We start from the raw sequence: 16,786 nt of genomic DNA, 5'->3' as shown, positions 1-16,786 counted from the left end.
AGTCGGCGCCCTCTGGTCCTGAGATTCTCGGGTCTGCGCTTCGCTTCGCCCGAGAATGACGCGGTGACTCAGCCCTTCTTGGCTGCCTTGGCCCGTTCGATCGCTTCGACGATCAGCTGCTTGGCCTTGGCCGCGTCGCCCCAGCCGGCGAGCTTCACCCACTTGCCAGGCTCGAGATCCTTGTAGTGCTCGAAGAAATGCTGGATCTGGTCGAGCGTGATCTGCGGCAGATCGGTGTAGTTCGTCACGTTCTCGTAGCGCTTGGTCAGCTTCGGCACCGGCACGGCGATGATCTTCTCGTCGCCGCCGCCCTCGTCCTCCATCATCATCACGCCGATCGGCCTGACCGCGATATAGGAGCCCGGCACCAGCGGGCGCGTATTGGCCACCAGAACATCGCAAGGATCGCCGTCCTCCGACAGCGTATGCGGGATGAAGCCGTAATTCCCCGGGTAGCGCATCGGCGTATAGAGGAAGCGGTCGACGAAGAGCGTGCCCGCTTCCTTGTCCATCTCGTACTTGATCGGCTCGCCGCCGATGGCGACCTCGATCACGACGTTGACTTCTTCCGGGGGATTCTTGCCGATGGCGATGGCGTCGAGCCGCATGTACCTGACCTATCGATGACAAAACTTCGGGCGCCTTATGCGCGTTCCAGCCGCAAAGGCCAAGCCCGGGCTTTAGTCGCAAGGGGTTACCGATTTGCGCAAGCCGGCGGGCGCTGCTATCGGGCCGGCATGACAGGTACGATTCCATGCTGAACCGCTGGCGACGGCCGGAAGACCGTTATGCCCGGCGCATGGCGCGGATCGCGCGCTGGGACCGCCCCTTGAGCGGTCGGCTCGATCGCACCCGCGCCTGGGCCAACATGCTTTTGGCCGACCACGGCATTTTCCGGCTCGCCTATCTCAACGCCCATCGCGTCACGCCGCAGCTCTGGCGCGCCGCCCAGCCGGCACCTACCGACATCGCCTGGTTCGCCCGCCAGGGCGTCAAGGCCATCGTCAATCTGCGCGGCGGCCGCGAGCACGGCGCCTGGCCACTGCAGAAGGAAGCCTGCGAGCGTCACGGCATCGCGCTGGTCGAGTTCGTGCTGCGCTCGCGCGGCGCGCCCGACCGCGACACCCTTCTCGCCGCGCCGGCTTTCTTCGCGGGGCTGAAGACGCCTGCGCTTGTGCACTGCAAATCCGGTGCAGATCGGGCCGGCTTCTTCGCCGCGCTCTATCTGCTCGTCTACGAAAAGCGGCCGCTCGCCGAGGCGATGGCCGAGCTCTCACTGCGCTATGGTCATTTCCGCTTCGCCAAGACCGGCATCCTCGACGCCTTCTTCGAGACCTATGCCCGCGAAGGCGCCAGCAAGGGCACGCCGTTCCTTGACTGGGTCGCCAGAGATTACGATCCCGAGCGGCTCGAGCGCGAGTTCAAGCCCGGCTTCTTCTCGTCCCTGCTCGCCGACCGGCTGATCCGCCGGGAGTAGCGCTCAGGCGCGCGCGCCGATTGGCCGCGCGTCGCCGATCCCGGTCCAGGTCAGGCGCAAATGCAGCAATAGCCGCGCCAGTGAAACCAGGCCGATCGCGACGAGCACGGCCGGAGACAAGCTGCCGACCCCCCAGATCACGGCCGCCGCCGCCGCCAGCGCGATCGCATTGGCGGTCATCTGGTCGTGTGGGCGCGACGAGAACGTCCCCATTTCCTGCAACGGCCCGACCAGGGCGCTGCAGCCGTAGAACAGCGCCATGATCGCCATCACGTCGCCGATGCCGCCCCATTTGGTGCCGCCGAGGATGAGCTCGTCCGCGCTGATCGCGACGAGCGCGATGGCGAGGAACAGCGTCGCCACGATCGCCGCCATCCCCAATGTCAGCAGACGCGCCCGCCTCTGGCGATCATGGCCTTCCTGCTTGCGCAAGTCGCTCATCACCAGTGGAATCGTCACCGCACCGAACATCTGCGCCGGCATGTCGAGCAGGCGCGTCGCCAGTGCCACATGCGCCGCCAGCACCGGATTGCTCGCCAGCGGCAGAGCCAGCAGCGGCGCAGCCGAGAAGCCGAACGAAAGCAGCGCCGACGGCAGCAGATAGGTCGGCGAGTTCTTCCACTGCCGGCCGGAAATGTGCAGCTCGGCACGCGACCAACGCAACGGATGCATCAGCGGCAGCAGCGAATGGCGCCGGCGCCAGGCGAGATAGATGGCAGCCACGGCATGGCCGAAGGCATCTGCCGCGAACAGCGCCAGCGCCGTCGGCCCCAGCGGCCAGATCAGGAGCAGCATCATCCCAGGCTGGACCAGCGCCTGCACGATGTTGCTGTTGCCGATCGTGGCGAAATCACCCTCGGCGGTCGCTTCGGCCAGGATGAGCCGGATCGCGGCCCGGCTCGCCAGCGAGATCAGGAAGAGCGCTCCGAAGCCGCGCAGAACCCAGCCTTCCGCCGCCGCGAACAGGATCGCGACCGCCATCGCGCTCAGGAAGATCACACCGGCAGCCAGTGCGAGCCGGAAAGCGCGGCCGAGATGCTGGCGGCCACTGGTCTGGAAGAAGACCGCTTCGAAGCGCAGCAGTGCGGCAATCGAGACGAAATTCGCCAACGCCGCAAAGATCGCGAAATCGGCGAAGACCTTGGGCGGGCAGAGCGCGGCCGCCAGCAACAGTCCCCAGACCGATAGAAAGCGCGCCTGCACGAAACGTAGCGCCAACATCGCTCCATCGCGAAAGCCGGCACGCTTGCTGAGCGACGCGACCGCCGCCTTCGGCGCCGCCGCAGCCGACGTCAGGCCGATCAGATCCTTGGCCAGGCTAACCCGAGTCAAGGCAAGCTGCGCTGCCATATCCGCGTCCTCCGCCGGAAGCTCGGGCAGGTCGTCCGCGCTTGCCCGCTGGCTACGGCGCTCGCCTGGCGGAGCCTTTATGCGATCGATCGGGTCGATCACGTCACATCGCTCCGCGGGCAAGAGGCTGCGCCTTTATGGTTAACGCTTGGTAAATCCCTGAACTTCCATGATATTGCGGCCGCCCCCGTATCGCGCGCGGCTTATGGCGGAAACGTGGCGATTGACGTCATTTGTCAGTGATCGGGCTGCGACCCTTCGCCTGCACCAACGAAGAAGGCCTCCACCAGCAGACGGTGAAGGCCTCAAAAGTTCGCCGATCTGGCCGAGAGCCGGCAATGATCAGGCGAAGCTTCTCTGCAGCGCCTCGAAGCGTTCGAGCTGATCGGGCAGCAACTCGCGCGCCTCGTCGCGGCGGGCGAAAACCTTGAACATCGCCTCGCCGGCACCGTTGAAGAACTGCACCGAACAGGAGCGGCGGCCATGGAAGGCGCGGTCGACCAGATAGATCGCCTTGCAATTGCCCGCCTTGATATGCCCGCCGATCGGGCTGTCGCCATGGATGTTGTAGTAGCCATGGCCGAAAGAGCCGACCGGCAGCGAGCCCTCGCATTCGAGCACGATGTCGGGCGTGTGCACGATGAACAGCACCGTGCCCCAGCTCGAAAGCTCCTGCCAGAGCGCTTCGAAGCGCTCGGCCGCAATGTAGAGGCGCTGCTCGTCCGGCGTCGCCTCCAGCACGGCAAGCGTCGAGACACCATGCTCGCGCGCCACCGCCTCGATCACCCCGTCCGGCTTGGCGGCAAGTGCCGCCCGGACTTTTTCCATGGCGTCGGCGGGGGCGGCCGGCACCAGCGTCTCAGCGAGCGACATAATCCTCAGCTCCTCACTCGGCCGCCTGGCGCGGCAGATGCGGATTGCGCTCGGTCAGGATCGTCTCGAAGCCCTCGAACTCCGGATGGCCGAGATAGAGCGGCGTCGGCCGCGGCTGGCCGGCATTGCGATGCGACTCGCGGAACTGCTCTGACTTGGTCCAGGCGGTGAAGTCGTCCTTCGAGGCCCAGGTGGTGTGGGAGGAATAGAGGGTGTGATCCTCCTTCTCCGGCCCCTTGAGCAGGTGGAAGGCGATGAAGCCCGGCATCTCGTCGAGGCGCGTCTTGCGCGAGGACCAGATCGTCTCGAAGGCTTCTTCCTCCCCCTTGACGACCTTGAAGCGGTTCATGGCGATGAACATCGGGAAATCCTCGGCGGTTCCGGAACAGGTGATCGGGGGCGGCCCGCGCCGCTCTTGACCCTCCTTAGTAAAGCCGAATATCACCGTCAACAACGGCTCGGTAATCGCTGTTTTGAACGATTATAAATTGAGCCAATACTTTGGAATGACTGTAGAGTGGGAAGCTGCCGCTGCCAGGCCGCTTGCCGCGCTGCGGCGAGCCCCGAGATGCTCATGCACGACCTGTCATCCTCTGCACCAACCCCACTCGCCGGCCTGAAGGCGAAACGCCTCGACCGCGAGCTCGCCGCGGCGATCGGCCTCAGCGCGCTGGCTGCCCTCGGCTTCGCGGGCGAGCTTCGCTCCGGCAGCTTCATCGCCACCGCTCAGGCCCAGACCACGGAGCGCATCGTCGCGGCCGGCGGCATCGTCACCGAGGTGCTCTACGCGCTCGGCCTGCAGGACAAGGTCGTCGGCGTCGACACCACCAGCCAGTGGCCGCCCGAAGCGCAGAAGGACAAGAAGAGCGTCGGCTATGTCCGGGCGCTCTCGGCCGAAGGCGTGCTCTCGCTGAAGCCCTCGCAGATCATTGCGGTCGAAGGCGCCGGTCCGCCCGATGCGCTCGCGCTGCTGAAGGAATCCGGCACCCCGATCACGATGATCCCGGAGGCGCTGACGCCGGAGGCCGTCGTCGCCAAGATCGCCGCGATCGGCAAGGCTGCCGGCGCCGCCGAGCCGGCACAGCAGCTCGCCGCCACGGTCAAGACCCGCTTCGATGAGCTCGACCGGCTGCGCATCGGTCTGCCGAAGCAGAAGCGCGTCCTGTTCGTGCTCTCGCTGCAGAACGGCCGCACCATGGTCGGCGGGCGCAACAGCACGGCCGATGCGATCATTGCGCTCGCCGGCGGCATCAACGCCGCGAGCGCGGTCGAGGGCTTCAAGCCGATGACCGACGAGGCGATCATCACCGCAGCGCCGGACGTCGTGTTGATGATGCGTTTCAGCAGCGCCCACAACGCGACGCCCGACGAGCTCTTCGTCATGCCGGCCTTCTCGCAGACGCCGGCCGCAAAGCAGAAATCGCTGATCCGGATGGACGGGCTCTATTTGCTCGGCTTCGGCCCACGCACGCCCAACGCGGCCCGCGATCTGATGGCCGAGCTCTATCCCGAGGCCAAGGTCGCCCAGCTCTCCGCTGCGAAATGACACTCGCCAGGAAGCAGTCGCCGGTCGCGAGCGCCGCCGCGCTGGCTGTCCTCACCGCCGGCCATCGACGCAAGAGCATCATCGCCGTCTCGGCGCTGGTCGCGTTCTGTTTGCTGCTGATGCTGCTCTCGCTCGGCGCGGGCGCCTTCGCGATCGCACCCGGCCGCGTCGCCGACATCCTCTTCGCGAAGCTCAGCTTCGGGCCCGCCGATCTGCTCGACAGCCGCGAGGCGCTGGTGGTGCTCAACATTCGCATGCCACGCCTGCTGCTCGGTGCGCTGGTCGGAGCGGCGCTCGCGATCTCGGGCGCCCTGATGCAGGGGCTGTTCCGCAATCCGCTCGCCGATCCCGGCCTCGTCGGCGTCTCGGCCGGCGCGGGCCTTGCCGCTGCGGCGACGATCGTCCTCGGCGACCGCCTCTTCCTCTCGGCGTTCGCGATGAAGCTGCCCTTCGCAATGCTGCCTTTCGGCGCCTTCTTCGGCGGGCTGGTCTCGACGCTGGCGCTCTACCTGATCGCGACCCGCCAGGGCCGCACCTCGGTCGCGACCATGCTGCTTGCCGGTGTCGCTCTCGGCGCGCTCGCCGGCTCGCTCACCGGCCTGCTCGCCTTCATCTCCGATGATCGGCAGTTGCGCGACCTGACCTTCTGGTCGCTCGGCAGTCTCGGCGGCGCGAGCTGGACCAAGCTCTCGGTGGTGGCGCCGATCGTGCTGCCGCTGCTGTTCGCCGTGCCCTTGCTCGCACGCGGCCTCAACACCCTGATGCTCGGCGAGGCCGAGGCCTATCATCTCGGCGTGCCCGTCCAGCGCATCAAGGCGCTCGCGATCCTGCTGGTCGCGCTCGCCGTTGGCGCCAGCGTCGCCTCGGCCGGCGTGATCGGCTTCGTCGGCATCGTCGTGCCGCATCTGATCCGGCTCTCGATCGGGCCCGATCACCGCCTGCTGCTCCCGCTTTCGGCGATCGGCGGCGCCGCCCTGCTGGTCGGTGCCGACATCGTCGCCCGCCTCGTCGTCGTACCCGCCGAACTGCCGATCGGCATCGTCACCGCCTTCATCGGCGCACCCTTCTTCCTCTGGCTGCTGCTGCGCCGCGGCCGGATCGCGGAGCTCTAAGCAATTCCAGCAGAAGTGTGCAGCGGTTCTGCGTCCGGAATTGCGTAACAGAAGAGACAAGCATGGCCGCGATCCTCGAAGCGGATGATCTCAGCTTTTCGGTGCGTACCAGCACTTTGGTGCGCGGCGCCTCGCTGGCGCTCGAAGAGGGTGCGACCACCATCGTCGTCGGCCCCAATGGTGCCGGCAAATCAACCTTGCTCAAGCTCCTCACCGGCGAGCTCTCGCCCTCGCAAGGCACGGTCCGCCTCGATGGCACAGCGCTGCCGCAGATTCCCGGCTGGGAGCTCGCCTGTCGCCGCGCCGTGATGGTGCAGAACCAGCGCCTCGCCTTCCCCTTCAGCGTCTACGAGGTCGCCCGGCTCGGGCTCGAAGGCGTCGGCCGCGCGCATCCGCGTGCCCGCAAGGAGCAGATCATCGCCCAGGCGCTCGAGACCGCCGGCGTCATCGGCCTCGCCGGCCGGCAGTACCAGACGCTGTCCGGCGGCGAGCAGCAGCGCGTCCAGTTCGCCCGGGCGCTCTGCCAGCTCGAGGCCGGGCGCAGCGTCGCGCAACGCCAGATCCTCTTCCTCGACGAGCCGATCGCCAGCCTCGACCTTTGCCACCAGCTCTCTCTACTCGACGCGGCCCGCACCATCGCGGCGCAGGGCGCAGCCGTCCTGGTGGTGCTGCACGACCTCAACCTCGCCGTGACCTATGCCGACAAGCTGGTGGTGATGCATGAGGGCGCGATTGTCGCCCAGGGCGAGCCGGCGACGATCCTCGACGACAACCTCCTGCGCGGCGTCTTCCGCGTCTCTCTCTCCTTCAGCCGCCTGCCACCGGCCGGCCAGCCTTTCCTGCTGCCGCAGCAGCATCTGACCCCGGTCCCACCGGGAGGCGTGGTGCCGCTGCGCGCCGCAAGCGCATAGCGCCAACCCGGCGCGACAATTTTGCGGTTGTGCGCTGCGATAACAGGTCTATAGCGGGCTCTCCGTCGCCCGCCTGGCCCTTGGTCGGCAGGCGCATCGCTGGACCGCCGAGCGCACCATGAACCTCCCCACCGACCGGCTTTCCTTCCCGAAGGACCGCCTCCGCGTCCTGCTGCTCGAAGGCATCAACGATTCCGCCGTCGCAGCCCTGCAGCAGGCCGGCTACACCAATCTCACGCGCCTGCCGAAGGCGCTGGATGAGGCGCAGCTGGTCGAGGCGATCGAGAAGACGCATATCCTCGGCATCCGCTCGCGCACCCAGCTGACCGAGCCGGTCTTTGCCGCCGCTAAGCGCCTCTTCGCCGTCGGCTGCTTCTCGGTCGGCACGAACCAGGTCGATCTCGACGCAGCGCGCCTGCGCGGCGTACCGGTCTTCAACGCGCCCTTCTCCAATACCCGCAGCGTCGCCGAACTGACCATCGGCGAGATCGTCATGCTGCTGCGCCGGATCACCGACCGCTCGGTCTCGGCCCATGTCGGTGGTTGGGACAAATCGGCCAATGGCTCGTTCGAGGTCCGCGGCAAGGTCCTCGGCATCGTCGGCTACGGCAATATCGGCAGCCAGCTCTCGAACATCGCCGAGGCGATGGGCATGCGGGTGATCTACTACGATCACACCGATCGCCTGCGCCACGGCAACACCGAGCCGGTCGAGAGCCTGAACGCCCTGCTCGCGGGCAGCGACGTCGTCTCGCTGCACGTGCCGGAGACGCCTGCCACATACAACATGATCGGCAAGGTCGAGATCGCCGCCATGCGCAAGGGCGCCTATCTCATCAACAATTCGCGCGGCACGATCGTCGATCTCGACGCCCTCGCCGAGGCGCTGAAGAGCGGGCACCTCGCCGGGGCCGCAGTCGACGTCTTCCCGAAAGAGCCGGCCTCCAATGTCGAGCGCTTCGTCTCGCCGCTTCAGGGCCTGCCCAACGTCATCCTGACCCCGCATATCGGCGGTTCGACCGAGGAGGCGCAGGAGCGCATCGGCGCCGAGGTGGCCCGCAAGCTGGTCGATTATTCCGATGTCGGCTCGACCGTCGGCGCGGTCAACTTCCCACAGGTCCAATTGCCGGCGCGCCCGGCCGGCACCCGCTTCATCCAGGTCCAACGCAACGCGCCCGGCATGCTGCGTCGCCTCAACGACGTCTTCGCCAGCCGCAACATCAACATCGCCGCCCAGAATTTCCAGACCGATGGCGAAATCGGCTATGTCGTGATGGAGGCTGATCCGGTCGGCGAAGCGGCGCGCGAGATCATCGAGGAGATCCGTGCCCTCGACGGCACGGTCCGCGCCCGCCTGCTCTACGAGCGCGGCTGAGCCCTGCGCCAGACGACCGGTCTCCGGTGTCCAAGATGGGGATAGTCGGCCCAAGCCCGACCATAACGGGAATCGCACGTCCATCTCACAAGCTGTGCAATTTCGCATTTTTATGAAGCCACATCACACATCGTGATGCGCAGTTGCACAAGCTATCTCATCGGCATCCAAACTTCGGAGCAAGCCGATGACCCCGATCGACCTCTACACCTACCAGACCCCGAACGGCCACAAGGCCTCGATCATGCTCGAGGAAACCGGGCTGCCCTATGCCGTCAGCCTCATCGACATCGAGGCGGGCGACCAGCATCGGCCGAGCTTCCTGGCGCTCAACCCGAACAACAAGATCCCGGTCATCGTCGACCATGAGCATGATCGGACCATCTTCGAATCCGGCGCGATCCTGTTCTACCTGGCCGAGCGCTCGGGCGTGCTGCAGCCGAACGGCCCTCATGCCTTCGGCAAGACACTGCAATGGAGTTTCTTCCAGGCTGCGCATGTCGGGCCGATGATCGGCCAGCTCTGGCATTTCAAGGTCTTCGCCAAGGAGACGCTGCCCTACGCGATCGAGCGCTATGAGCGCGAGACCGCCCGCATCCTGCGTGTCCTCGACGGCGAGCTGGCATTGCGGCCTTACCTCGTCGAAGCGAGCTACGGCATCGCCGACATCATGGTCTGGCCCTGGATCGACGCCCTGCCCAAGCTCGGCCTGAGCCTCGCCGACACCCCTCATCTGCAGCGCTGGCACGAGACGATCGCCGCCCGCCCCGCCGTGCAACGCGGCCTTGCCGTGCCGGCACTCGAACACGCCGACGCCTGACCGCGCCCGGCCCGACAGGACTTCTCGTCATGGAAACCCTCTTCATCCCCCTGTCTCTTGCCGCCGGCGGCTTGCTGGCCGTGCAGGCCGGCGCCAACGCGCAACTGTCGAAAGCGACCGGCAGCCCCTTCGCCGCGACGACGATCCAGGTCGTCCTCGCCGCCATCCTGCTGCTGATCGTCGCGGTCGCGACCGGCACAGCCGCCGCCTTCGGTGGGCTCTCCGGCGTACCTTGGTGGCATGCGGTCGGCGGCGTCGCGACGGCGCTCTATGTCGCGTCGACGATTCTGGTCTTCCCGCGGCTCGGCGCGGTCGTCGCGGTCGGGCTGTTCATCGCCGGCCAGATGCTGGCCTCGCTCGGCCTCGACAGCTTCGGCGTGCTCGGCGTTCCCCAGCAGGCGCCCAAAGCCGCCACGCTGCTCGGCACCGCTGCCGTGCTGGTCGGCGTGACCGCGATCGTCTTCGGCCAGAAGGGCGCGACCAAGGAGCTCTCCGGCTCCAAGCTCGGCTGGATGCTGCTCGCCCTCGTCGCCGGCGCGGTGCTGCCCATCCAGGGCGCGATCAACGGCCTGCTGCGGAACGATCTCGGCGCGCCCTTCGTGGTCGGCACGATCAGCTTCGTGGTCGCGACCCTGTCGATGCTGGTCGTGCTCCTGGTGACACTGCTGCTGATGAGCGGCGCCAGGCCGCAGCTCGGCGGCCTGAAGGCCATGCCCTGGTGGGGCTGGATCGGCGCCGTCTGCGGCGCGACCTATGTCACCACGGTGTTCACCGCGATCCCGGCGATCGGCACTGCCGCGACCGTCGGCCTGACCGTTGCCGGCCAGCAGATCATCTCGCTCTTCGTCGACCGTTATGGCTGGTTCCGTTTGCCCCAGCGCGAGATCTCGGCCCTGCGCTTTGCCGGCGTTGCGGTCCTTCTGCTCGGCGTCGCCGCGATCAAGATGTTCTGAACTCGGCTCCTCCCGACGGCGCCGATCCGGCGCCGTCCTCGCCTTTTCGGAGATATCCAATGTCCTGGTTGCTGCTCACCGGAGCCGGGTTGCTCGAAATCGTCTGGGCGATCGCTCTGAAACAGGCTGGCGGTTTCACACGGCTGTGGCCAAGCGTGATCGGCATCGTCTCGGCGGTCGTCAGCTTCGTCATGCTGTCGCTGGCCCTGAAGCAATTGCCGGTTGGTACCGCCTATGCGGTCTGGGTCGGCATCGGGGCGCTCGGCGTCGCCCTCGCCGGCATCGTCGCCTTCGGCGAAAGCGCTTCGCCCATGCGCCTCGGACTGCTCGCGCTGATCCTGATCGGCGTGGTCGGCCTCAAGCTGGTCGAGGCCTGAGTTCTCAGCCTGCCGGCGCGCCTTCGCCTTCCAAAAGCGCGCGGCGCTTCCTGAAGGCGCCATAAGCGAACTCGGTAAAGGCACGGACCCGCGCCGCGGCACGCAGATCCTCATGGGTCAGGATCCAGAGCGCCGTCTCCATCTCCGGGATCGGCCGGCGCACGCAGGTCAGGGACGGCACGCTGTCGCCGAGATAGCAGGGCAGTGCCACCAGGCCGAGACCGGCCACCGCCGCCTGCTGCATCGCCAGCAACGAATCGGCCCGCAATACGATCTCGCTCTTCGGCAGCTTCGCCTGCATCCAGCGCGCCACCGAGGTTCCGCCGAGCGTATCGTCCGGCCCGACCCAGCGATGTTCGGAAAGATCGGCCTGATCGTGCCGCGAAAGATAGGCGGGAGCGGCGTAGATCGCGAAGGCGATCTTGCCGACCCGCCGGCCGACCAGCGTCACCGGCGGATTGTCGGCAGTACGCAGCGCGACATCGGCATCGCGCTTGGTCAGGTTGAACATCAGATTGGAGACGGCGACCTCGAGGGCGATGCCGGGATGGGCTTCACCGAACTCGGCGAGGATCTCCGGCAGGATCGAACCCATCAACGTGTCGGTCGCCGTGACCCGAAGCGTGCCGGAAAGGCGTAGATCCTGTCCGGCGATCCTGCGTTCGAGTTCGGTGACGGTGCCTGAGATGCTGCGGGCCGCCGCGACCAGCTCCTCGCCGCCGGCCGTCAGCACATAGCCGGTCGGCAGGCGCTCGAACAGGCGCAGACCCAGCTGCTGCTCGAAGGCGGCGATGCGCCGCAGCACGGTCGAATGGTTGACGCGCAATTCGCGCGCCGCGCCGGCCAGCGAGCCGGCCTCTGCGACGGCCAGCACATAGCGCAGATCATCCCATTCGAGCGCGGCCATGAGCCTCCTCGCAAGATGCTACGAGCTAGGCGACGCCCAGCGCCAGGAGGTCGTGGACATGGACGAGGCCGACCGGCTTGCCGTCGGCATCGGCGACGATCAGCGCGGTGACGCGCAGCCGGTTGACCATCTCTAGCGCCTCGGCGGTGAGCGCGTCCGGCGCGATCCGGCGCGGATCCTTCGTCATCACGTCGCGCGCCACTCGTCCGCCCCAGCCGGCGCCGAGCTTGCGGCGCAGGTCGCCATCGGTGACGACGCCGGCGAGCTTGCCGTCGGCATCGATGACGATGGCGCAGCCGAAGCCCTTGGCGGTGATCATCGCGACGACATCGGCCATCGCCGCCATCTCGCCGACGACCGGCAGGCGCTCACCGGAATGCATGATGGTGGCGACGGTCTTGAGCTGCGCCCCGAGCTTGCCGCCGGGGTGGTAGACGTAGAAATCCTGGCGCGAGAAGCCGCGTGCCTCGAGCAGCGCGACCGCGAGCGCGTCGCCAAGCGCCATCTGCATCGTCGTCGAGGTCGTCGGCGCAAGCCCGTTCGGGCAGGCCTCTTCAGCCTTCGGCAGGACGAGCGCGATATCGGCCTCGCGACCGAGTGCGCTGTCGCGATTGGCGGTGATCGCGATCAGCCCGACCCGGAAGCGGCGGGTATAGCCGACGATCGCCGAAAGCTCGGCCGCCTCGCCCGACCAGGACAGGGCAACGACGACATCCTCGGGCTGGACCATGCCGAGATCGCCATGGCTGGCCTCGGCCGGATGGACGAAATAGGAGGGCGTGCCGGTCGAAGCCAGCGTCGCCACGATCTTTCTGGCGACATGGCCGGATTTGCCCATGCCGGTGACGATCACCCGGCCCGAGGCAGCCCGGATCATCTCGACGGCGGCAGTGAAGGGTTCGGCGAGGCCATTGCCGATCGCTTCGTGCAAGGCGTCGAGCCCGGCGCGTTCGGTGGCGATGGTCCGCAGGGCGGAAGCGCTGATGGTCGCGGTCATGGAGCGCGCCTCTAGCATGGCGGGAGGCTAGCTGGCCACCGCCGTACCAGCGTTGACGCAGCATTAACCCTCTTCGTTCTAACTCCATTAACCATGCGCGCCCTTCTGGCGCGCGAGAGCCTTTGCCTCGCCGGAGCGTCGTCGCGCCAGTGTCCCGTTTCGCCAAGATCTGCTGGCTGGCAGGCGTCGCAAGCTGCGGCGTCGTTGCCGGGCTGACGACCTGGCCGGAGCAGGCGACTGCCCAGACCTCCGACCGGCAGACGACATCATCAAACCGGCCCGGCGCGCCGGCCTTGCGCACCGGCACCCCCAGTAATGTCGGGCAGACACAGGCGACCCAGACGTCGATCGGCCGCAACCAGACCACCTCTCCGGACGGGGGCGACGAGCCTTCCGCCGCAACCCGTCGCCGCTCGGGCGCGATCTCCTCTGGCCAGCCGCCTCGCGCCAGCCAGCCGGTACGGTCCTCGCGCCTGCGCGGCATCACCCAGCGCGATATCCGCGCGCCGCAACCGACGATAACCGCCCTGCCGGCGCCGCTTCCGCCGGCACCCGAGCCGCGCAAGCGCAAACGGCCGGAGGAAGACCCTTACGCGCCGCTCGGCCTGCGCCTTGGCAATGTCATCCTGCGCCCGGCGATCACCGGCTCCGGCGGCTATGACAGCAATCCCTCGCGCGTGTCCGGGGCGAGCAAAGGCTCGCTGTTCAGCCGCACCGAGGGCGAGCTCGGCATCCAGTCCGACTGGAACGTGCACGAGCTCACCGGCATGCTGCGCGGCGGCTACAGCCGCTACTATCGCGACGACACCGCCTCGCGCCCGGATGCGGAAGGCAACATGTCGCTTCGCCTCGACGCGACCCGCGACACCCGCATCCTGCTCGAATCGCGCCTGCGTCTCGACACGCAGCGGCCGGGCTCGCCCGATCTGTCGGCTGCCGTGCAGGGCCGGCCGATCACCTGGAACTATGGCGCCGCGGCCGGCGTCACCCATGACGTCAACCGCCTGCAGTTCACCCTGCGCGGCGCGGTCGACCGGCAAGACTATGAGGACGCCGAACTCAGCAATGGACGCAAGCTGAGCCAGGCCGACCGCAACCAGACGCAATATGGCCTGCGCCTGCGCGCGGCCTATGAGGTGACGCCCGGCTTCAAACCCTTCGTCCAGGCAGAGGTCGACACCCGCCAGTTCGACGAGAAGGTCGATTCCAGCGGTTATATGCGCTCCTCCGACGGCTACACCGCCCGCCTCGGCTCGACCTTCGAGATCAGCCGGATGCTCACCGCCGAGGTCTCGGTCGGCTATCAGGACCGCAAGTACGAGGATGGCCGGCTGAAGAACCTGCGCGGCATCATCGGCGACGCCGCGATCCTGTGGACGCCGACACCACTGACCACGGTAACACTGCGCGGCACCTCCGAGCTCGGAGACACCACCATCCCCGGCTCGAGCGGCACGACGGCACGCCGCGTCAATCTCGAAGTGGCGCATGCGCTACGGCGCAACATCACCGTCACCGGCTTCGCCGGCTATGGCCGCACCGAATATGACGGCCAGGACCTGCGCGAGAACCTGTCGACCATCGGCGCGCGGCTCGAATACAAGCTGACCCGGACCTTCTCGGTCCGCGCCAGCTTCACCCATGAGCGCCTGAACTCGACCAACCAGGGCTCGGACTACACCGCGAACATCGCGCAAGTCGGGTTGCGGGTGCAGTTCTGATCACGTCATCCTTCATGATCAGGCCGCTGCTCCAGCTCGTCATGCTCGCCCTTGTGGCGAGCATCCACGTCTTGAACGCCGCCATCGACTAGCCCAGGCGTGGATGGTCGGGACAAGCCCGACCATGACGAAAAGAAGGGTATTACCGCCCCAGCAGCCGCTCGATCTCGCCGCGCAGTTGCGGGCCGAGATCGCCGCGCTCCAGCGCATAGGCGACATTGGCTGAGAGGAAGCCGATCTTCGAGCCGGTATCGTAGATGTCACCGTCGAAGCGCACCGCGAAGAACTTCTCGAGCTTTGCCAGCGCGATCATCGAATCGGTGAGCTGGATCTCGCCGCCGGCGCCCTTCTCCTGCTTGGCGAGCAGGTCGAAGATCGTCGGCTGCAGGATGTAGCGGCCGGTGATGTGCAGGTTCGATGGCGCCGTGCCCTTCGGCGGCTTCTCGACCATCCCGGTGATCTGCGAGACCTTTGCCTTGGCGTCATGGACGCCGACGATGCCGTATTGATGGGTCTGGTCATCAGGCACCGGCGCCACCGCAATGTGGTTGCCGCCATGTTCCGCATGGGCCTCGATCATCTCGGCGAGGCAGCCCTTGCCGCTGGTGTGATGCAGCATGTCGGGCAGGAGCAGCGCGAAAGGCTCGTCGCCAATGATGTCGCGCGCGCACCAGACGGCGTGGCCGAGGCCGAGCGGCGCCTGCTGGCGGGTGAAGCTCGTGGCGCCAGCGGCCGGCAAATCGTGCTTGAGCGCCTCCAGCTCCTTGGTCTTGCCGCGTTTGGCCAGCGTATCGTCGAGTTCGTAGGCCATGTCGAAATGGTCCTCGATCACGCCCTTGTTGCGGCCGGTGACGAAGACGAAATGCTCGATCCCGGCGGCGCGCGCCTCGTCGACCACGTGCTGGACCACCGGCCGGTCGACGATGGTCAGCATCTCCTTCGGGATCGCCTTGGTGGCAGGCAGGAAACGGGTGCCGAGACCAGCGACTGGGAAGACCGCCTTGCGGATTTTCTTGATCATGCGCGTCCATCTCGCGCGCTTGCCGCGCGCGCCTGCTGAAGATCTGAGGGCTTCGGGAGGAGCCGGCTTCGCCCCGTTCATGCCGGCCGGTGGCAAGCTGGCCCGTGAATCTGGCGAAAGCCGGGCCGGCCCCGCTTTCGAATACCAGTCGGGCCTTGCCGATACGTCAATGCTCTTGCTGTAGATTACTGGATTTGCCGCCCTGGCCACCATTCTTGCATGGCTTCACCAGGGCGATGCCCGAGATTAGCCATGTGCGGCGGACAGGGTAGTTCGAACTGTCGTGATTCCGGTTTATGCGGATCACGTGACGAGGAGACGAAGATGGCGATTCTGGTTTCGGGCGGTGCCGGCTATATCGGCAGCCACATGGTCCTTGAGCTCCTGGACCGTGGCGAGAAGGTCGTCGTGCTCGACGATCTCTCGACCGGCTTCTGGTGGGCCGTGCCGCAGGAGGCGACCCTCGTGCGCGGCGACATGGGCGACCAGGCTCTGGTCGAACGCACCATCGTTGAGCACGGCATCACCGAGATCGCCCATTTCGCCGCCAGGATCGTCGTCCCGGATTCAGTGTCCGACCCACTCGGATATTACCTCAACAACACCGTCAAGACGCGTGCCCTGCTGGAAAGCGCCGTGCGCGGTGGCGTGAAGCACGTGATCTTCTCCTCGACGGCCGCCGTCTATGGCGAGCCGCCGGTCTCGCCGGTGCCGGAGGAGATCGCGCTCAATCCGATCAACCCCTATGGCCGCTCCAAGCTGATGAGCGAATGGATGCTCGGCGACGTCGCCCGCGCCCATGGCCTGACCTATGTCGCCCTGCGGTATTTCAACGTCGCCGGCGCTGATCCGAGGGGCCGCTCCGGCCAGTCCAGCGCCAACGCCACGCATCTGATCAAGGTCGCGAGCCAGGCGGCGCTCGGCCAGCGCGCCGGGCTCGATATCTTCGGCACCGACTACGCGACGCCGGACGGCACTTGCGTGCGCGACTACATCCACGTCACCGATCTCGCCCGCGCCCATCTGGCAGCGCTCGATCATCTGCGTGCTGGCGGCGAGAACCTGACGCTGAATTGCGGCTATGGCCGCGGCTATTCGGTCAAGGAAGTCGTCGAGGTGGTGAAGCAGGTCTCAGGCGTCGATTTCCCGGTCCGGCTTTCGCCGCGCCGCGACGGCGACCCGGCCGCGCTGGTCGCCAAGGCCGACCGCATCCGCGCCGAGCTCGGCTGGCAGCCGGAGCATGATGACCTGACCGAAATCGTCACCCAGGCGCTGGCCTGGGAAGAAAGCCTGCGTAAGCGCAACGCCAGCTGACCAGAGCCCGTTCCGATCAGCTTGCACCCCAA

Annotated in this window: 17 protein-coding genes; 10 read left to right on the top strand and 7 right to left on the bottom strand. The window is 67.0% G+C overall.

The genetic code is table 11. The features are described from left to right. Positions 1-68: 68 nt before the first annotated feature. Positions 69-608, bottom strand: a complete 540-nt coding sequence (ppa, locus tag ACSQ3M_RS15765; RefSeq protein ID WP_436151026.1) for an inorganic diphosphatase — start codon at positions 606-608, stop codon at positions 69-71. A gap of 146 nt (positions 609-754) precedes the next feature. Between ppa and ACSQ3M_RS15760 the strand changes: the two genes are divergently transcribed. Further along, on the top strand, positions 755-1,477 hold the full coding sequence (locus ACSQ3M_RS15760; protein WP_436151025.1) for a fused DSP-PTPase phosphatase/NAD kinase-like protein: 723 nt from the start codon (positions 755-757) through the stop codon (positions 1,475-1,477). A gap of 3 nt (positions 1,478-1,480) precedes the next feature. On the opposite strand, the gene ACSQ3M_RS15755 is transcribed toward ACSQ3M_RS15760, so the two are convergent. From ACSQ3M_RS15755 to ACSQ3M_RS15745, 3 genes are all read right to left on the bottom strand, one after another. After that, complete coding sequence (locus ACSQ3M_RS15755) at positions 1,481-2,827, bottom strand: hypothetical protein (RefSeq protein ID WP_436151024.1); 1,347 nt, start codon at positions 2,825-2,827, stop codon at positions 1,481-1,483. A 342-nt stretch (positions 2,828-3,169) separates the two neighbouring features. Continuing rightward, positions 3,170-3,700, bottom strand: a complete 531-nt coding sequence (gene hutX, locus ACSQ3M_RS15750) for a heme utilization cystosolic carrier protein HutX (protein ID WP_436151023.1) — start codon at positions 3,698-3,700, stop codon at positions 3,170-3,172. A 13-nt stretch (positions 3,701-3,713) separates the two neighbouring features. Beyond that, positions 3,714-4,061 (bottom strand): antibiotic biosynthesis monooxygenase family protein, encoded by a 348-nt coding sequence (locus ACSQ3M_RS15745; protein ID WP_436151022.1) that lies wholly within the window; start codon positions 4,059-4,061, stop codon positions 3,714-3,716. A gap of 213 nt (positions 4,062-4,274) precedes the next feature. On the opposite strand from ACSQ3M_RS15745, the gene ACSQ3M_RS15740 reads away from it, so the two are divergent. The 7 genes from ACSQ3M_RS15740 to ACSQ3M_RS15710 all read left to right on the top strand — a co-directional run bounded on the left by ACSQ3M_RS15740 (position 4,275) and on the right by ACSQ3M_RS15710 (position 10,794). Continuing rightward, positions 4,275-5,246 (top strand): heme/hemin ABC transporter substrate-binding protein, encoded by a 972-nt coding sequence (locus ACSQ3M_RS15740; protein WP_436151021.1) that lies wholly within the window; start codon positions 4,275-4,277, stop codon positions 5,244-5,246. Further along, a complete protein-coding gene (locus ACSQ3M_RS15735) occupies positions 5,243-6,358 on the top strand; it encodes a FecCD family ABC transporter permease (protein WP_436151020.1) in 1,116 nt (371 codons plus the stop codon). Before ACSQ3M_RS15740 ends, ACSQ3M_RS15735 begins: the two co-directional genes overlap by 4 nt. Positions 6,359-6,420: 62 nt before the next feature. Beyond that, the gene (locus ACSQ3M_RS15730) at positions 6,421-7,269 is read left to right on the top strand and encodes a heme ABC transporter ATP-binding protein (RefSeq protein ID WP_436151019.1); all 849 of its coding nucleotides are present in this window, start codon (positions 6,421-6,423) and stop codon (positions 7,267-7,269) included. 118 nt (positions 7,270-7,387) lie between these two features. Further along, entirely contained in the window at positions 7,388-8,644 is a 1,257-nt protein-coding gene (gene serA / locus ACSQ3M_RS15725) for a phosphoglycerate dehydrogenase (RefSeq protein ID WP_436151018.1), read from the top strand. A 187-nt stretch (positions 8,645-8,831) separates the two neighbouring features. Further along, a complete protein-coding gene (locus ACSQ3M_RS15720; RefSeq protein WP_436151017.1) occupies positions 8,832-9,464 on the top strand; it encodes a glutathione S-transferase family protein in 633 nt (210 codons plus the stop codon). A gap of 29 nt (positions 9,465-9,493) precedes the next feature. Further along, a complete protein-coding gene (locus tag ACSQ3M_RS15715; RefSeq protein WP_436151016.1) occupies positions 9,494-10,417 on the top strand; it encodes a DMT family transporter in 924 nt (307 codons plus the stop codon). Between the two features lie 59 nt (positions 10,418-10,476). Next, a complete protein-coding gene (locus tag ACSQ3M_RS15710; RefSeq protein ID WP_436151015.1) occupies positions 10,477-10,794 on the top strand; it encodes a DMT family transporter in 318 nt (105 codons plus the stop codon). A 4-nt stretch (positions 10,795-10,798) separates the two neighbouring features. On the opposite strand, the gene ACSQ3M_RS15705 is transcribed toward ACSQ3M_RS15710, so the two are convergent. Beyond that, positions 10,799-11,701 (bottom strand): LysR family transcriptional regulator, encoded by a 903-nt coding sequence (locus ACSQ3M_RS15705; RefSeq protein WP_436151014.1) that lies wholly within the window; start codon positions 11,699-11,701, stop codon positions 10,799-10,801. Positions 11,702-11,726: 25 nt separating this feature from the next. Then, the gene (locus ACSQ3M_RS15700; RefSeq protein WP_436151013.1) at positions 11,727-12,698 is read right to left on the bottom strand and encodes a KpsF/GutQ family sugar-phosphate isomerase; all 972 of its coding nucleotides are present in this window, start codon (positions 12,696-12,698) and stop codon (positions 11,727-11,729) included. Between the two features lie 149 nt (positions 12,699-12,847). Here ACSQ3M_RS15700 and ACSQ3M_RS15695 point away from each other — a divergent pair, with 149 nt between their 5' ends. After that, a complete protein-coding gene (locus tag ACSQ3M_RS15695; RefSeq protein WP_436151012.1) occupies positions 12,848-14,419 on the top strand; it encodes an outer membrane beta-barrel protein in 1,572 nt (523 codons plus the stop codon). 142 nt (positions 14,420-14,561) lie between these two features. On the opposite strand, the gene ACSQ3M_RS15690 is transcribed toward ACSQ3M_RS15695, so the two are convergent. After that, positions 14,562-15,440, bottom strand: coding sequence for a UTP--glucose-1-phosphate uridylyltransferase (locus ACSQ3M_RS15690; RefSeq protein WP_129157253.1), 879 nt, complete (start codon positions 15,438-15,440; stop codon positions 14,562-14,564). Positions 15,441-15,764: 324 nt separating this feature from the next. Here ACSQ3M_RS15690 and galE point away from each other — a divergent pair, with 324 nt between their 5' ends. Beyond that, positions 15,765-16,754 carry a UDP-glucose 4-epimerase GalE gene (gene galE / locus ACSQ3M_RS15685; protein ID WP_436151011.1) on the top strand — a complete coding sequence of 330 codons (990 nt, stop codon included), beginning with the start codon at positions 15,765-15,767 and terminating at the stop codon, positions 16,752-16,754. Positions 16,755-16,786 lie beyond the last annotated feature (32 nt).

This window comes from Allobosea sp. LjRoot90, from assembly GCF_964254315.1.
In the GTDB taxonomy this organism is placed as follows: Bacteria; Pseudomonadota; Alphaproteobacteria; order Rhizobiales; family Beijerinckiaceae; genus Allobosea.
Note: the sequence above shows the minus strand (reverse complement) of the source record. Positions and strands in the feature narration are given on the sequence as shown.

Excerpts from the sequence above, each read along its gene's own strand:
- ppa (WP_436151026.1), bottom strand. The coding sequence starts at position 608 with ATGCGGCTCGACGCCATCGCCATCGGCAAGAATCCCCCGGAAGAAGTC.
- ACSQ3M_RS15760 (WP_436151025.1), top strand. The coding sequence starts at position 755 with ATGCTGAACCGCTGGCGACGGCCGGAAGACCGTTATGCCCGGCGCATG.
- ACSQ3M_RS15755 (WP_436151024.1), bottom strand. The coding sequence starts at position 2,827 with ATGGCAGCGCAGCTTGCCTTGACTCGGGTTAGCCTGGCCAAGGATCTG.
- hutX (WP_436151023.1), bottom strand. The coding sequence starts at position 3,700 with ATGTCGCTCGCTGAGACGCTGGTGCCGGCCGCCCCCGCCGACGCCATG.
- ACSQ3M_RS15745 (WP_436151022.1), bottom strand. The coding sequence starts at position 4,061 with ATGTTCATCGCCATGAACCGCTTCAAGGTCGTCAAGGGGGAGGAAGAA.
- ACSQ3M_RS15740 (WP_436151021.1), top strand. The coding sequence starts at position 4,275 with ATGCACGACCTGTCATCCTCTGCACCAACCCCACTCGCCGGCCTGAAG.
- ACSQ3M_RS15735 (WP_436151020.1), top strand. The coding sequence starts at position 5,243 with ATGACACTCGCCAGGAAGCAGTCGCCGGTCGCGAGCGCCGCCGCGCTG.
- ACSQ3M_RS15730 (WP_436151019.1), top strand. The coding sequence starts at position 6,421 with ATGGCCGCGATCCTCGAAGCGGATGATCTCAGCTTTTCGGTGCGTACC.
- serA (WP_436151018.1), top strand. The coding sequence starts at position 7,388 with ATGAACCTCCCCACCGACCGGCTTTCCTTCCCGAAGGACCGCCTCCGC.
- ACSQ3M_RS15720 (WP_436151017.1), top strand. The coding sequence starts at position 8,832 with ATGACCCCGATCGACCTCTACACCTACCAGACCCCGAACGGCCACAAG.
- ACSQ3M_RS15715 (WP_436151016.1), top strand. The coding sequence starts at position 9,494 with ATGGAAACCCTCTTCATCCCCCTGTCTCTTGCCGCCGGCGGCTTGCTG.
- ACSQ3M_RS15710 (WP_436151015.1), top strand. The coding sequence starts at position 10,477 with ATGTCCTGGTTGCTGCTCACCGGAGCCGGGTTGCTCGAAATCGTCTGG.
- ACSQ3M_RS15705 (WP_436151014.1), bottom strand. The coding sequence starts at position 11,701 with ATGGCCGCGCTCGAATGGGATGATCTGCGCTATGTGCTGGCCGTCGCA.
- ACSQ3M_RS15700 (WP_436151013.1), bottom strand. The coding sequence starts at position 12,698 with ATGACCGCGACCATCAGCGCTTCCGCCCTGCGGACCATCGCCACCGAA.
- ACSQ3M_RS15690 (WP_129157253.1), bottom strand. The coding sequence starts at position 15,440 with ATGATCAAGAAAATCCGCAAGGCGGTCTTCCCAGTCGCTGGTCTCGGC.
- galE (WP_436151011.1), top strand. The coding sequence starts at position 15,765 with ATGGCGATTCTGGTTTCGGGCGGTGCCGGCTATATCGGCAGCCACATG.